The sequence below is a fragment of the Qipengyuania sp. JB2-7 genome, assembly GCF_055693485.1.
On the sequence record NZ_CM146335.1, the window covers coordinates 214,021 to 230,307 of the forward strand.

Annotated in this window: 8 protein-coding genes and 3 pseudogenes; 5 read left to right on the plus strand and 6 right to left on the minus strand. The window is 57.3% G+C overall.

Annotation, left to right across the window (positions count from 1 at the left end; translation table 11 throughout):
* The first annotated feature begins 160 nt into the window (after window positions 1–160).
* Complete coding sequence (locus ACZ1GM_RS00975) at window positions 161–1,381, plus strand: polyhydroxyalkanoate depolymerase (RefSeq protein WP_472677357.1); 1,221 nt, start codon at window positions 161–163, stop codon at window positions 1,379–1,381.
* 52 nt (window positions 1,382–1,433) lie between these two features.
* On the opposite strand, the gene ACZ1GM_RS00980 is transcribed toward ACZ1GM_RS00975, so the two are convergent.
* From ACZ1GM_RS00980 to ACZ1GM_RS01005, 6 genes and pseudogenes are all read right to left on the minus strand, one after another.
* Window positions 1,434–1,871, minus strand: coding sequence for a hypothetical protein (locus tag ACZ1GM_RS00980; protein ID WP_472677358.1), 438 nt, complete (start codon window positions 1,869–1,871; stop codon window positions 1,434–1,436).
* 168 nt (window positions 1,872–2,039) lie between these two features.
* Window positions 2,040–2,645, minus strand: coding sequence for a DUF4126 domain-containing protein (locus ACZ1GM_RS00985; protein ID WP_472677359.1), 606 nt, complete (start codon window positions 2,643–2,645; stop codon window positions 2,040–2,042).
* A 46-nt stretch (window positions 2,646–2,691) separates the two neighbouring features.
* Window positions 2,692–3,213 (minus strand): DinB family protein, encoded by a 522-nt coding sequence (locus ACZ1GM_RS00990; protein ID WP_472677360.1) that lies wholly within the window; start codon window positions 3,211–3,213, stop codon window positions 2,692–2,694.
* A gap of 48 nt (window positions 3,214–3,261) precedes the next feature.
* Window positions 3,262–4,441: pseudogene (locus ACZ1GM_RS00995) on the minus strand (acetyl-CoA C-acyltransferase).
* Between the two features lie 117 nt (window positions 4,442–4,558).
* Entirely contained in the window at window positions 4,559–5,008 is a 450-nt protein-coding gene (locus ACZ1GM_RS01000) for a MaoC family dehydratase (protein WP_472677361.1), read from the minus strand.
* 134 nt (window positions 5,009–5,142) lie between these two features.
* A complete protein-coding gene (locus tag ACZ1GM_RS01005; RefSeq protein WP_472677362.1) occupies window positions 5,143–6,750 on the minus strand; it encodes a putative O-glycosylation ligase, exosortase A system-associated in 1,608 nt (535 codons plus the stop codon).
* Window positions 6,751–6,838: 88 nt separating this feature from the next.
* Here ACZ1GM_RS01005 and ACZ1GM_RS01010 point away from each other — a divergent pair, with 88 nt between their 5' ends.
* The 4 genes and pseudogenes from ACZ1GM_RS01010 (at window position 6,839) to ACZ1GM_RS01025 (ending at window position 16,287) form a co-directional block, all read left to right on the plus strand.
* Entirely contained in the window at window positions 6,839–8,068 is a 1,230-nt protein-coding gene (locus ACZ1GM_RS01010) for a TIGR04063 family PEP-CTERM/XrtA system glycosyltransferase (protein WP_472677363.1), read from the plus strand.
* 62 nt (window positions 8,069–8,130) lie between these two features.
* The gene (locus tag ACZ1GM_RS01015; protein ID WP_472677364.1) at window positions 8,131–9,837 is read left to right on the plus strand and encodes a hypothetical protein; all 1,707 of its coding nucleotides are present in this window, start codon (window positions 8,131–8,133) and stop codon (window positions 9,835–9,837) included.
* A 344-nt stretch (window positions 9,838–10,181) separates the two neighbouring features.
* Window positions 10,182–14,828, plus strand: a pseudogene (gene gltB, locus ACZ1GM_RS01020) (glutamate synthase large subunit).
* 21 nt (window positions 14,829–14,849) lie between these two features.
* A pseudogene (locus ACZ1GM_RS01025) lies at window positions 14,850–16,287 on the plus strand (glutamate synthase subunit beta).

The following is a 16,287-nucleotide window of genomic DNA, read 5'->3' on the forward strand; positions in this document are numbered from 1 at the left end:
TGTTCTGCTGCATTTAGGAGCGCTGCCAGGCAAAATCCACCACGGCTTTGCACAGCTCCAAGAATTTGTGCATTGCACAATTCATTAAGAGCGCCCATCTATTGAACTAGACAGGGCGCCCATGAAGAGGTGCGGTCAACACAAATTGCAGAGGAAACGCATGCTTTATCACGCCTATGAGCTGCAGCGCAGCTGGCTCAATTCTGCCAGCGCCATGGCGTCAATCGGGGCGGAAATGCTCAGCAACCCTGCCTTGCCACTGGGCTATACAGGCATGGGACCTATGGCGGCGAGCGCGCTTGAGGTGTTTGCGCACGCGACCGCGCATTATGGCAAGCCAGCCTTTGGGATCGAAGAGATTACCACGGATGGCAAAGTCTACCCCGTTGAAGAGGCAACGGTTGTCAACAAACCATTTGGCGATTTGAAGCGGTTTACTCACTCTGGCCTGGCAAAGGATGCACCCAAGCTGCTGATCGTTGCCCCAATGAGCGGCCATTACGCAACGCTGCTGCGCGGCACGGTGGAGCGGATGCTGCAATCATCTGAGGTCTACATCACCGACTGGGCCGATGCGAAGGCCGTTCCCTTGCATGAGGGGCATTTCGACCTCGACGATTATATCGACTATGTCATTGAGTTTCTGACGCATATTGGCCCTGACGCGCACATGATGGCCGTGTGTCAGCCATCAGTGCCAGCCTTTGCGGCAACTGCGCTGATGAACCTGCACGATGACCCTTGCACGCCCAAAACGCTCACCATGATGGGCGGGCCAATTGATACGCGTGAAAGTCCGACGACCGTCAACGATCTGGCCATGGAGCGCCCCATTGAATGGTTCCGCCAGACGGTAATCGCGACCGTGCCGCTCAACCATCGCGGGGCGGGCCGCCGTGTCTATCCCGGCTTTATGCAGCTCGCGAGTTTCATGAGCATGAACCTCACCAGCCACATGATGAGCCATTATGAGATGTTCAAACACCTCAATTCCGGCAATGATGAGGGCGCGCAGGCGACTAAGGATTTCTATGACGAATATCGCAGCGTGTGCGATATGACGGCGGAGTTTTACCTTCAGACTGTGGAGGAGGTTTTCCAGAAACACTCCATCCCTAATGGCGAGTTCCGCCATAAGGGCGAGATTGTTGATCTGGGCGCTATCACCAAGACCGCGCTGCTCGCGGTTGAGGGTGAACGCGATGATATCTCAGGCCTCGGTCAGACCAAGGCGGCGCTGAAGCTCGCGCCAAACCTTTCAGAGAAAAAGAAGCGCTATTACATGGCCGAAGGGGCCGGGCATTACGGCATCTTCAACGGCAGCAAATGGCGGACCAAGGTGGCACCTGTGGTTGAGGAATTTATTGCGGTGCACCGATAAAGGGCCGGACAACACGACCGACTGCACATCGTCAGCCTCTCGGCTGATCGCACTACTTGATCAATGAAATAGTACCACTATCCGCGCGCAGACGGCCTTTGCGATCCTTGTAAATCATCACGCCGCGGAAGGAATAATTTGATGCGGTCTGATTATAGCTTTTGGGCTGCGCGAAGATTAGGATCCGCCCTTTAATCCCGTAATAGCCGACGCCTCCGTTATCTCTACCAATGCTCGCAGTCACAGGCCCATTCAGAACGATCCCGTTGGAATAATCAACGCCTGTCTGGCCGCCCATGGCGCGCGAAAAAGCTGAGATTGCATCGGGGGAGGCCGCAACCGCGCCGTCAGCAATTTTACCGATATCATTCAGATCCCCGGAAAGCTCATAGCTGCCATCACTAGCCTCGGAAATGACGATTTCGCCTGCAACACAAGGCGCGGCTATCGTCAGGCTCGTCAGTGCCACAAGAATTCGAATTCTTCGCATGTGATGTCCTCTCACCAGATACTTACCATCAACTAAGGCACAACCGGTTGTCTTTGCCACGTCGCCGCACCTTTATGATGCTATAGCAGATCGCTGATACCTCGTTATCGAATCCATAGATACAAAATATTCAGTCTGGATTGCACGCCCACTGGACCTGACTCGGGATCAGTTGCGCTGACTCCCCTGCTTCCCCGCACCCAGCAATCGCTTGATCATGCGCCGCGCGATCAGCAGCATTCCGGTCACCAGCGCCAGTAAAACAATCGCGATGCCGCCTGCGACATAGGGGTACTCATACGTCACATAGAGTAAACCAGCGGTGGCGATATCTTCGGTCGTTGACACGGCGATATTGCTGACGGGCTCGGGGCTGGCGTTCACCACGCCGCGGGCACCTGCCTTCCCCGCATGCGCGGCCAGGCTCGCACCGCCGCCAAGCAAAAACGCAATCACCTGCATCGCCGGGTCGGACGGATCGACAATCGCCAGCGCCAACAGCGCGCCGCCAACCGGACGCACCAGCGTGTGCACCGTGTCCCATACGCTGTCGAGCCACATAACTTTATCAGCAAAAAATTCCGCCAGCGCAGCCAACGCCGCAATCCCCATCACCCATGGGTTTTCGAGCACGCCGAGGCTGGAAAGATGTTCTGGAATAGGCAGCGCATCCAGCCGCATGGCCAGCCCTGTCGCAAACACGCACAGATACAGCCGCCACCCCGCAAGCAAACTGACGCTGCCCGCTATCCCGATAATTTCCATAATGCCCATGGGCCAAGTGTGCGCCGCTTTGCGCTCCGGTGCAAGTTGGCGAGCGTTAGCGCTTAGGCGGCCAAAGCTCGGCAGGCATCAAAAACAGGTCGGTATCTTCTGTGACCGCACCTGCGGCAGTGAGCATGGCGTGCACCTGACCCCGATGATGCGTCTGGTGATTGAAAAAATGCGTGAAGACAACGCTCAGCGGCGCCTCGGCATTCGCGCCAATCGCGCCGCTATACCATTTGAGGTCCCCTTTGACCGGGCCGCTTTCATACTCGTCGCAAAACTGGACCAGCAAATCGTCCAGCTCGGTGCGCTTGTTCGCCAACTCGCCAAAATCCTCAACAAAACGCCCGCTGTCGCGATTGGGCACGTCGGGCGGGGCGCATAGATCGAACCGCGAAAGCCAGATGCGATCGGCCCAATAGATGTGCGACAACGTGCCATGGATGGATTTGAAGAAAGCCCCGCGATCAAGCTTGCGGTCTTTATCTGAAAGGCTGGCAGCAGACTTGTAAGCACACTGGTTCTGCCAGCGATTATAGCGCGCCATACTGTGTAGATAGGTGCTAGAAATCATGCGTGGCTCGGTGAGCGGGAAGGCCCGATGGTCTTCCCGCCCGAAAACTCACAACACCTCGAACATGCCTGCTGCGCCCATACCGCCGCCGACGCACATGGTCACGACGACATATTTCGCGCCGCGACGCTTGCCCTCGATCAGAGCGTGGCCGGTGCAGCGTGCGCCAGTCATGCCATAAGGGTGACCGATAGAGATCGAGCCGCCATTGACGTTGAGGATGTCGTTGTCGATGCCGAGTCTATCACGGCAGTAAAGCACCTGCACAGCAAACGCTTCATTCAGCTCCCAAAGGCCGACTTCATCCATTTTGATGCCCGTCTGCTCTAGCAGTTTGGGGATCGCGAAAACCGGGCCAATGCCCATTTCGTCTGGCTCTGTGCCAGCGACGGCCATGCCAACATAACGGCCCAGCGGATTGAGGCCTTTCTTTTCGGCCACAGAAGCTTCCATCAGAACACTGGCGGACGAACCATCAGACAGCTGTGAGGCATTACCAGCCGTAATTACCTTGTCCGGACCCATAACCGGATTGAGCGATGCCAGACCTTCCAGCGTAGTTGACGGGCGGTTGCCCTCATCCTTGGTCAGCGTGTGCTCGACCTGGTTCACTTCACCGGTTTCTTTATCCTTCACCATCATGGTGGTGGTGACTGGGACGATTTCGTCGTCGAACTTGCCAGCCTCTTGACCAGCGGTACGTGCGCATTTGCGATTGCAGCGCGTATTCGTCTTGCGCCTCCCGGCTGATGCCATAACGCGCGGCAACCGTTTCAGCGGTGCCGAGCATCGGCATATAGACGTCTTTGTGCATCGCGATCAGTGATGGATCGGGAGCCACGCGCATCTCTGGGGTTTGAACCATCGAAATGGAATCCTGACCGCCGCCAACCACAATATCCATATTGTCGACGATGATCTGTTTCGCTGCCGTGCTGATTGCCATCAGGCCGGACGAGCACTGACGGTCGATTGTCTGTGCAGCTACAGTTACCGGCGCGCCGCCGCGCAGAGCGACCTGGCGACCGATGTTGCCGGCCTGCGTGCCTTGTGTGAGGACCGCGCCCCAAACGACATCGTCAATCTCGGCTGCGTCAATGCCTGCACGCTCAACAGCCGGTGCGAATGAAGCCGCACCCAAAGTGGCGCCCGGCGTCGCGTTAAAGCCGCCCTTGTAAGCCCGCCCAATGGGGGTCCGGGCAGTCGAAACGATTACTGCATCGCGCATGGAAAATTCCTTTATATGTCGTCATTCCAGACAGGGTCCGGATCTCTATCAATAGGGGTAGTTTTGATGGCCTGATATCATCTAGCGATCCGATATCACGGATTGCGCGGGATGATTTCAGACGAAAAACAGCGTCATCCATTCACAGATCAGGGCGGGCTTGTCTTCGCCTTCGATCTCGATCGTGATTTCGCAGGTCTGCTGCCACTGGCCGGGGCGCTTTTCAACCATTTCGGTCAGCTTCCAATGGCCGCGAATACGCTTGCCAGAACGGACCGGGTTGATGAAACGGGTCTTGTTACCACCGTAATTGACAGCCATTTTGATACCGTCGAGGCGGGGCACATCACTTTCAGCGGTGAGATACGGGATCATCGACAATGTCATAAAGCCATGGGCGATCGTGCCGCCAAATGGCGTCATCTTCGCAGCTTCTTCATTGACGTGAATGAACTGGTGATCGCCAGTCGCGTCCGCGAACATGTTGATCTTTTCCTGAGTCATTTCGACCCATTCGCTGGTGCCGATGTTTTCGCCGACTTTCGCGGCCAGATCTTGCGGGGACATACACCTCTCCTGATGTCGTAAGACACATTTCAGGCTGGCGACTCCAGCCCAAACACCGGTTCTACATGGCGTATCAGGACAGTAAGCGCAATGAGGTTTCCGTTTACGTCAACCTACCGCTACGGCATTCAGGCTCAGGCGCGGGCACGACGCGTTGATGCGATTGTTTTCGTCGTTTTTGATGCTGTTTTTGCGGTGTTTGCGAAGTGTGATTCGCGCCGCGCGCAATAGGTCCACAGTGCACATTGCAGCCCGATAAACAGAAAGATCACAGGCTGATAGCCGATACCCTGGAACGTCGCGCCAACCAGATAAATGATATGCGCATGCTGCAGCGCGCTGGCGAGTGGGCTGATCCAGGCTTCGTCCGGCCCATCCCGATTGCGATAGCGACGACGCAAGCGCTCCATTTGTGTGAGGCCGGAAATCTGCAACCACAGCCAAATGATCAGTCCGATATAACCTTGCTCGCCCAACAGCTCAAAATAGGCCGAATGGAATGCGCGGCCTTCATCGGTAACTTCTTTCAGCTCGACCGCGACCGCATTGCCCTCTTCCGTGCGCTCCGGCAGTTCGTAAGTGAATTTGTTGGCCCGGTAGGAATCGAACCCACCGCCCAGCGGATTTTCCTGCGCGAATTCCCACGTCCATTGCCACACGGCGACGCGAGTGGAGGCAGACGAGTCACCTTCATAGCTGCCAATCGTCGACATCCGCTCATAATAACTCTGCGGGATGAAGGGCAGCGCCGCGACGCCCAACACACCAGCAGCAATGATATAGGCAAAACGGTTTTTCACCTCGCGCAGGGATAATACGCCGAGCGCCGCAATACACAGCAGGCCTGTGCGGGCCTCTGTACCAATCGGGATGAGCAAGGCTGAAAAGATCATTGCTCCGCCAAACAGTTTCACGCGCCAATCAGGCGGGAAAATTGTGCCGTATTTCATCAGCCACAGGATCAGCGGGATGGCCCCAATCGCAACCGTCGCCAGTGTCGAGCTTTCATAAATGCCCGAATTGTCATTCACGAAGAATTTGAGATTCTCATAGCCGCCGCCACCACCGACCGTCTTGAGACCGGTAGCAATCACAATCGCGCCCAGCGTCAGAACAATCGTGACAAGCAGACCCTCCATCCGCATCCGCGTGGTGAGCGTGAAGGGCAGGAAGATCGCAAAGACCAGCGCCTTCCATACCCAATCCCATTTGGTCGCCGCCGCCTCCGGAAACTGGGCGAACATGGTGTAGGTAAACCCGCAATACAGCAGCAGCGCGACGATAAGGCCCTGCCGATAGCTGAATCGCGTATCCTTTTTGCTGTCGGTCAGGGCCCAACCGGCAAATGCGGCACAAAAGGCAATGAGCGACAAAGGTAACAGCTGTGTGACGGCCCAGCCGATTTTTTGCGGGGCGAGAATGTCGATGTAGACGTAAGTCAACACCCACAAGAACGGGCGTGCCACGCCCATCGCCAGAAATGCCATCACGACTATGAAGAGAACAAGATCAAGCACGGTACCGTTGTTCCGGCTGGATTTCTTGTCATTGTGTCTGGCGCGCTGCTTCGCACGAATGGCAGCGCGAGTGCCCGGACGCGCCCCCTTTTCACCCTCAGGCTGGGCGTCTTCGCTCGGATGATCGGCAAATTCTTCGCGGTCCACATCGTCGCGCTTGATCAAGCGCAAAAGGGCGATGATCAGCAAGGCATGCGTCAATGCAAGGGCGAAATAGTCAATCAAACTGCGCGAAACCTCGATAAGAATTGCGGCGCTGCATATGCTTTCATAGTTGACGCGTCGTTAAGCCTATGATGCCATTGGCGAACCGATGACCCGTATATTGCACATTCTGGATCACTCTCTGCCGTTGCATAGCGGCTATACCTTTCGCACGCGAGCGATCCTGAAAAGCCAGCAGGCCAGTGGCCTTGATGTGTGCGGGATAACGGGTGCGCGCCACTACGCCGACGGACCCGATGAAGAAACGGTGGACGGCCTAACCTTTCATCGCGTGGCGGCAACCCCATCGGGCCCACCAGCCGTTCGCGAATGGCGCGAGATTGAGCATTTGCGCAGCGGCATCGAGGCCCTCGCGAAAGAATGGCAACCGGATATCCTGCACGCGCATTCGCCTGCTTTATGCGGAATGGCTGGGGTGCGGGCCGCGAAACGGCTGGGCATTCCGCTGGTCTATGAAATCCGCGCCTTCTGGGAGGATGCGGCGGTCGGGAACGGCACGGGGAGCGAGGGATCAGTTAAATACCGCCTCACCCGAGCATTAGAAGATCAGGTCGTGAAGGGGGCCGATGCCATCTTCACCATAAGCGAGGCGATGCGTGAGGACCTGATTACTCGCGGACATCATGAGGGCAAGATTGGCCTGTCACCCAACGGTGTTGACCTGACCCTGTTTGGCGATCCGCCGCCGCGCGACGATGTTTTGGCCGACGAAATCGGGCTTACTAAAGGCCCCGTGATTGGCTTTATCGGTAGCTTTTATGACTATGAGGGACTCGATGATCTGATCGCGGCAATGCCTCTGTTGCGAGAGTTCGAACCCGATGCGCAGTTGTTGCTGGTCGGCGGAGGCCCAATGGAAGAGGCGTTGAAGGCGCAAGCGACCTCCAGCCCAGCAGCCAGTGCAGTTCACTTCACAGGGCGTGTGCCGCATGATCAGGTCGAACGGTATTACTCACTGGTCGATATACTTGCCTATCCACGCAAAGCCAGTCGCCTGACGGAACTGGTGACCCCGCTAAAACCGTTAGAGGCAATGGCGCAGCGTCGCCTTGTCGCCGCATCGGATGTGGGTGGCCATCGTGAGTTGATACAAGACGGCATGACAGGAACTCTGTTCTCGCCGGATAGCCCCTCCGCTTGCGCAGACGCTCTGGCAGACCTGATCGCCAACCGCGGCGAATGGGACGCGATGCGCGAACAAGCCAGAAATCATGTTGCAGTGCATCATGATTGGGGTCATAACATTCAACGTTATCAAGCTGTTTACCAAACCTTGTTACACGGTTCGCCAAATATGATCGCAGCCAATGCGACATGAGGAATGATCTGGTTCGCTGACTGATCAAGCGGCGAACACCAAACGTGTAAAGGTGCGTAATTATGAGCGGGAACCGAACGTCTCCCCCCATCAGCAGTCACCCGGCATTCCCGGCAGCGGTCGCGGCGTGGTTTGCCGCGCTGTTCGGCATGGGCCTGTTTGTTCTGCCCAGCAGCGCGCTTGAGGGCATAGTCGGCACGTTTGGCATTCCGAGCATTATCTCAGCCGCTGCCCCACCGTTGGGCATGACCGCACGTTTGATCCTGAGCATGGTCGGGGCCTTGATCGGCGTCGGCGTTGGCTTTGCCATTGCCAAGATCATCGCAAAAAGATCGATCAGCGATCCGATGGATGCAGAAGTGCCAGTTGTTGTAGAGGCTGCTGAACCGACTGAAACAGTTGTTGAGCATCAACATGTTGAGCCGCTAATAGACGAGCCAGCTGACGAAATCGTTGAAGCAGACATAGCGGCTGCCGAGCCAGAAGTGGCGGAGATCACTGAAACAGTTGCCCCGCTCTCAGTCGCAGATCGGCTGGCGGCGCGGATCAAGGCATCGGAAAGTACCGAGCCACAGATCAGTGATGACGTTGCCGCGATGGATGTCGCCTATCGACAGGCTGAGGAAGCTTCAGAAACAGCTGAACCAGTTGAAGTTCCAGAGGAGGTCGATGAGACCGCCCGTTCTGCGGACCAATTATTGGCCGGAATGCCGCGTATTGACCGCGATGAGGAATGGACGCGTGCTGAACCGCAAGTTGAAGCTGAGCAAGTCACTGAGACTTGGAAACGAGCTGAGCCAGAGGTCGAGGTTGAGCCTAAAGCTGAGCCAGTTGTAGAGACTTGGACGCGCGCCGAACCGCAACCCGAAGTCGAGACGCAAGAAGTAGAAGCTCAAACAGCAGCTCAGCCTGAAGTAGATGAAACCCCGGTCGAAGCGATGCAAGACCGTGCAGCTGACCTGGAGCAATTCCGAAACACAGAACCGTCACCACTCGAAGCAGACGCCGAACCGGAGTTTGCCGAAGAACCCATCACTGACAACGAAGAGACCGCAGAGCCCGTTAGTGGTTTTGACAGCAGCATAGCCTCTGCCGCGATAGAATCCGGTGACTACGAAATGCTGAATAGCGATATCCTCAACGCTGCCGATCCACTGTTTGATGAGAATAGCGCTGCTCTAGACGATGTTAGCGAGAACACGGTAGCCGGATATGATGGCCTGATCAGCGATGATGGCGGGCAGAGCAACGATCAGCCTGCTGATTACAGCGCCCCCACAGAAACTCATGCAGTAGCTGAACCAACCTATGAAGAAGATGTCAGCGAGGACGAAACAGCCGAAAGTGACGTATCAGAAAGTATTGAAATTGCTTCTGAAATTACCGATTCACCTGCACCGATGACACCCAATCTTGATGACATGGTTGGCCGCCTGGAACGCGCGATGGCAAAGTTTGAGCCGGAGGAAAACGTCGCGCCTGATACCCCGGACACTCCCGATACTCTGAATGAGCTCGATGAACTGGTGCCGTCGGACGACGTGGAACCACAAACGGGCGCCCCAGAAACGAACACAGAGACACAAACGGCGGTAGATGGAGAGGATGCACAACCAGCAGCCGATCCCGTAATATCCTTCCTGCGTCATCAAGCCGGGATCAATCGCGAGCAGCATACACCGCTTGATGCGGAAAATGATCACGAAAATCCTCAGGAAAGCCTGCAGAAAGCGCTGGATCGCTTAACTCAGGTAAGCAGCCGCGGCTAACCCGGACCTGGAGAATTCGCCGCACCGCTTGCCGCACACTTTGCGGCACCCAAACTGCTGATCGCGGTCGAACCGGGCATGTTTCCCGTAATGGGATTTCGCTAAACTTCACCGGCACGAAATTTTCCTACGCCGCTCGCAGTTGCAAAAACGCGCCGAGATCGGCAATAGAGCCCCTCACGATAATTTGGCAGCACTGTGATCGTCAGTCAGTACGGTCCAGGCCCAACGGGTCGAATTGCCCCTGCAAAAATGCCTTTTCGGCACCACTTGAGCAGGCGCGAATCTCCCTGCGGTACGCTGACCGCGAAATGGACCAGATAACTGGGGTTTGAATGACTGAGATTGGCTACCCTGCGCCAGAAGGCCTTTATGACGTACAGAACGAGCATGACGCATGCGGCGTCGGCATGGTGGCGCATATCAAGGGCAAACGGACTCACGCGATTGTCAGTCAGGCGCTCGAAATTCTCGGTAATCTCGACCATCGCGGAGCGGTAGGCGCTGACCCGCTGCTGGGTGATGGCGCAGGTATCCTGCTGCAAATTCCGGATCCACTGATCCGCAAATGGGCGACAGATCGCGGCTATGACCTGCCAGAGGTCGGCGACTATGGCGTAGCCCAGTGCTTTCTGCCGCAAGACCCCAAGGCCGCAGAATTCGTTATCGAGCAGCTCGAAAAATTCGTGACCAAAGAAGGCCAGCGGATTGTTGGCTGGCGCGACGTGCCTGTCACGCTCGATGGCTTAGGTAAGGCGGTGATCAAATCCATGCCGGTGATGCGGCAATGCATCGTCGCGCGCGGTGAAAATTGCGCCGATCAAGACGCATTCGAGCGCAAGCTTATCGTGATACGCAAGCAAACGCTCAACCCGCTGAAAACACTTGCAGAAAAGCACGGTATTCCGGGCCTGCCAAGCGCCTACATGCCGAGCTTCTCCAGCCGGACAATCGTATACAAAGGCCTGCTGCTCGCCGATCAGGTTGGCACGTTTTATGACGATTTGCGCAATCCGGATTGCGTCTCTGCCATCGGGTTGGTCCACCAGCGTTTCAGCACCAATACATTTCCCAGCTGGCGGCTTGCTCACCCCTATCGCTTCACAGCGCATAATGGCGAGATCAACACGGTTCGCGGCAATGTGAACTGGATGAACGCCCGGCGCCGGACCATGGAAAGTGAGCTTCTGGGCGTTGACCTCGACAAGATGTGGCCGCTGATCCCACATGGACAGTCTGACACGGCATGTCTCGATAATGCGCTCGAACTGCTGCTGGCGGGGGGATACAGCCTCGCGCATGCGATGATGATGCTGATCCCCGAGGCATGGGCTCAGAACGAGCTGATGGATCCGGCGCGCCGCGCATTTTACGAATATCATGCCGCTCTGATGGAGCCATGGGATGGGCCTGCAGCAGTATGCTTTACCGATGGCCGCCAGATTGGTGCGACGCTGGATCGCAATGGCCTGCGCCCGGCTCGCTTCTGCGTAACCAAGGATGATCTTGTTGTCCTCGCCTCGGAAAGCGGCGTTCTGCCGATTGCAGAGGAAGACATTGTTCGCAAATGGCGTCTACAGCCGGGCAAGATGTTGCTGATTGATCTGGAAGAAGGCCGGATCATTGAGGATGCAGAGCTGAAGGCCGATCTCGCTGCTGCCGAACCGTATGAAAAATGGCTCGAGCAAGCGCAGTACAAGCTCGAAGACCTCGATCACGTCGAACCGGAATTGTCCGAGATTCCGGTCGCGACGACCACAATCCTGGAACGGCAACAAGCCTTTGGCTATAGTCAGGAGGATATTGCACGATTCCTCGAGCCGATGGCGTCAAACGGCGACGATCCAATTGGGTCGATGGGCACGGACACACCGCTCGCCGTGCTGTCAAACAAAGCCCGCCTGCTGTATGACTATTTCAAGCAGAACTTTGCGCAGGTGACCAATCCGCCGATTGATCCAATCCGTGAAGAGCTGGTCATGAGCCTGCTTTCCATGATCGGACCACGCCCAAACCTGTTGGGCCGCGATGCAGGTCTGCACAAACGGCTTGAGGTCAGCCAGCCGATCCTGACCAATGAAGATCTCGCAAAAATCCGATCTGTCGAGGTCGCAATCGACGGCGCATTCCGCACGGCAACAATCGACATAACGTGGGATGCGAGCACGGGTGCCGAAGGTCTGGCCATGGCATTGAAGGAAATGTGCTGGGCCGCGACCGAGGCGGTGCTGCAAGATCAGAACATCCTGATTCTGTCCGACCGCAATCAGGGGCCAGATCGCATCCCGATCCCGGCACTGCTCGCAACCGCAGCCGTCCATCATCAGCTGGTCCGCCAGGGCCTGCGTATGCAGACCGGCCTGGTCGTCGAAACCGGCGAAGCGCGCGAAGTGCACCATTTCTGCGTGCTGGCTGGCTATGGCGCGGAGGCGATCAACCCGTATCTCGCCTTCGAAACACTGGAGCAGCTGCGCCAGAAAAAGCTGCCTGAGTTGCTCAGCCGAAGAGGTCCGCAACAACTTCATCAAGGCGGTCGGCAAAGGCATCCGCAAGGTCATGTCCAAGATGGGCATCTCGACGTATCAATCCTATTGCGGCGCGCAGATCTTTGACGCGGTTGGCCTATCGAGCGAGTTTATCGACGCGTACTTTACGGGCACCGCGACCACTATCGAAGGTGTCGGGCTGGAAGCTGTCGCTGAGGAAGCCGTGAAGCGCCACGCACAAGCGTATGGCGAAGACCCGCTGTATAAAGGCATGCTCGATGTGGGCGGCATTTATCAGTATCGCCTGCGCGGCGAAGACCATGCCTGGACCCCGGGCAATGTTGCCGATTTGCAGCATGCGGTGCGCGGCAATGATGCAAACAGTTATGAAGAGTTTGCCAAGAGCGTGAATGAGCAGTCCGAACGGCTGCTGACCATTCGCGGACTGATGGAATTCAAAAAGGCCGACAAGCCAGTGCCGCTCGAAGAAGTGGAATCGTACCGCCGACATCGTCAAACGATTCAGCACAGGCGCAATGAGCCTGGGTTCTATCAGTCACGAAGCGCACTCGACCATGGCAATTGCCATGAACCGCATCGGTGGCCGTTCCAACACGGGCGAAGGCGGCGAAGAAACCTTCCGTTTTCAGCCAATGGACAATGGCGATTCCATGCGCAGCCGCATCAAGCAGGTTGCCTCTGGCCGGTTTGGCGTGACCGCAGAATATCTCGTCAATTCGGATGATATTCAGATCAAGATGGCGCAGGGTGCAAAGCCCGGCGAAGGCGGGCAATTACCTGGTCACAAAGTCGACAAACGCATCGGTGCGGTGCGCCACTCAACGCCGGGCGTCGGCCTGATCTCGCCGCCGCCGCACCACGATATTTATTCGATTGAAGACCTCGCGCAGCTGATCCACGACCTCAAAAACGTGCAGCCGGAATCGCGCATCTCCGTGAAGCTCGTTTCCGAAGTGGGTGTGGGTACCGTCGCGGCGGGCGTATCCAAATGTAAGGCGGATCACGTCACCATTTCGGGCTATGAAGGCGGCACGGGTGCAAGCCCGCTGACCAGCCTGACGCATGCCGGATCGCCATGGGAAATCGGCCTGGCCGAAACGCAACAGACCTTGCTGCTGAATGATCTGCGCAGCCGCATCGCCGTGCAGGTTGATGGCGGATTGCGCACGGGGCGCGACGTCGCGATTGGCGCTTTGCTGGGCGCGGATGAGTTCGGCTTTGCCACCGCACCGCTGATCGCTGCTGGCTGTATCATGATGCGCAAATGCCATCTTAACACCTGCCCCGTGGGCGTCGCGACGCAAGACCCCGTGCTGCGCAAGCGCTTCACCGGCACGCCAGAGCATGTGATCAATTACTTTTTCTTCGTCGCCGAGGAACTGCGCGCGATCATGGCCGAAATGGGCTTCCGCACACTGGAAGAGATGGTCGTACCGGGTCGACCGGCTCGATATGCGCCGCGTGCACCGCCACTGGAAAGCGGACGGTGTTGATCTGTCGCGGATCCTGCACGAGGTGGAACTGGATGAAGGTACGCCGCGCAATCACACGCTGACACAGGATCATGGGCTGGCGAATGCACTCGACAATGAACTGATCGAGGCTTGCAAACCAGCGATCCAGAACCGCGAGCCGGTGCGGCTTGAGCGGACGATCCGCAACGTCAATCGCACCGCTGGCACGATGCTGTCAGGCCGTGTGGCAGAGGCGCATGGGCATCACGGATTAGACCCCGACACGATCCAGATCGCCTTTACGGGGACAGCCGGCCAGAGCTTTGGCGCATGGCTGGCCCATGGCATCACGCTGGAACTGACCGGCGATGGCAATGACTATGTCGGTAAGGGGCTTTCGGGCGGGCGGATCATCATTCGTCAGCCAGAAGGCGTGGATCGCGATCCCAAAGACAACATCATTGTCGGCAACACCGTGCTCTATGGCGCGATTGCGGGCGAAGCCTATTTCCAGGGTGTCGGCGGCGAGCGTTTCGCCGTGCGCAATTCCGGCGCGGTTGCCGTGGTCGAGGGCGCGGGCGATCATGCCTGCGAATACATGACCGGCGGCGTTGTTTGCGTGCTGGGACAGACCGGGCGCAATTTCGCGGCGGGCATGAGTGGCGGCGTGGCCTATGTCTACGATCCTGACGGCGATTTTGAACAGCGCTGTAACACCGCGCAAGTCGATATCCTGCCGATCCGCGATGACGGCGCTGATGCTGCCAATTCCTCTGGTGAACCAACGCAACGGCCCAGTTCAGTCGCCAATATGGGCATGGGCGATCCGCTCTATCATGATGCTGCGCGCCTGCGTGTGCTGATTGAGCGGCATCAGCTGCACACCGGCTCTGCCAAAGCGGCGGCGTTGCTGAATAATTGGGACGCCACGCTGAAGAATTTCAAGAAGGTCATGCCGCGCGATTACACGCGGGCCTTGAAAGCGCTGGAGACGGAACGGCTCGAGGCCGAAAACGTCGCAGCCGAATAAGTTTACGGGACGCACAAAACCATGGGCAAAGAAACCGGATTTCTCGAAGTTGATCGGCGAGAGCGCGACTACATCGATCCCAACGAGCGGGTAAAAACCTATAAGGAATTCATCGTTCAGCCGAGCGACGAGGAACTGCGCGAACAGGCCAGCCGCTGCATGAATTGCGGCATTCCCTATTGCCACAATGGCTGCCCGGTAAATAACATTATCCCGGACTGGAACCACCTCGTCTACGAGGCGGACTGGAAGAATGCGCTTGATGTGCTGCATTCGACCAACAACTTCCCTGAGTTCACCGTACCGTATCTGCCCTGCGCCATGCGAGGCGGCGTGCACGCTAAACATCATTGACCAGCCCGTGACCATCAAAAGCATTGAATGCGCGATTGTTGACCGTGGTTGGGAAGAAGGTTGGATCGAACCGCAAATCCCCGCTCAGCAGACCGGTAAAACGGTGGCCGTCGTGGGCAGCGGCCCTGCTGGGCTGGCTGCGGCGCAGCAATTGGCCCGCGTCGGCCATGCGGTCACGGTTTTTGAGAAGTCTGACCGGATTGGCGGCCTGCTGCGTTATGGTATTCCAGACTTTAAGATGGAAAAGCAGCTGATAAATCGCCGCGCCGTGCAGATGGAAGCCGAAGGCGTGCAATTCCGCACTGGCGCGGAAGTCGGCGTGGAAATCAGCTTTGATTCGCTAAAAGACAATTTTGATGCAGTGGTTCTGGCGGGCGGAGCAGAGGAGCCGCGTCAGTTGGAAATCCCCGGTGCAGAATTGCCCGGTGTGCGGCTCGCCATGGAATTCCTGACACAGCAGAACAAGCGCAATGCAGGCGATGATGAACTGCGCGCAGCACCACGCGGCACGCTAACCGCGACTGATAAGCATGTCATCGTCATCGGTGGCGGCGACACCGGCTCTGATTGTGTCGGCACCTCTAACCGTCAGGGCGCAGCCAGCGTCACTCAGCTGGAAATCATGCCCAAACCCCCCGAGCACGAGGACAAGGCATTGACCTGGCCCGATTGGCCGGTGAAGCTGCGTACGTCCTCAAGCCATGAGGAAGGTGTTGATCGCGATTGGTCGGTTCTGACCAAGCGGGTAATCGGCGAAGACGGAAAAGTCACTGGTCTCGAATGCGTGCGCATCGAATGGGACGGCCGCAACTTTACCGAAGTCGAGGGCAGCGAGTTCGTGCTGAAGGCAGACCTGATCCTGCTCGCCATGGGCTTTGTGGGGCCAAAACGTCGCGGATTGCTGGACCGTGCAGGTGTTGATCTGGATGAGCGGGGCAATGTCGCCGCAAATACTGACGCCTATGCCACTAGCGAAGAGAACGTCTTTGCTTGCGGCGATATGCGCCGCGGGCAAAGCCTCGTCGTGTGGGCCATCCGCGAGGGACGCCAGGCTGCGCGCGCAGTCGATGAAGCATTGATGGGCGTTAGCGAGTTACCGCGCTGA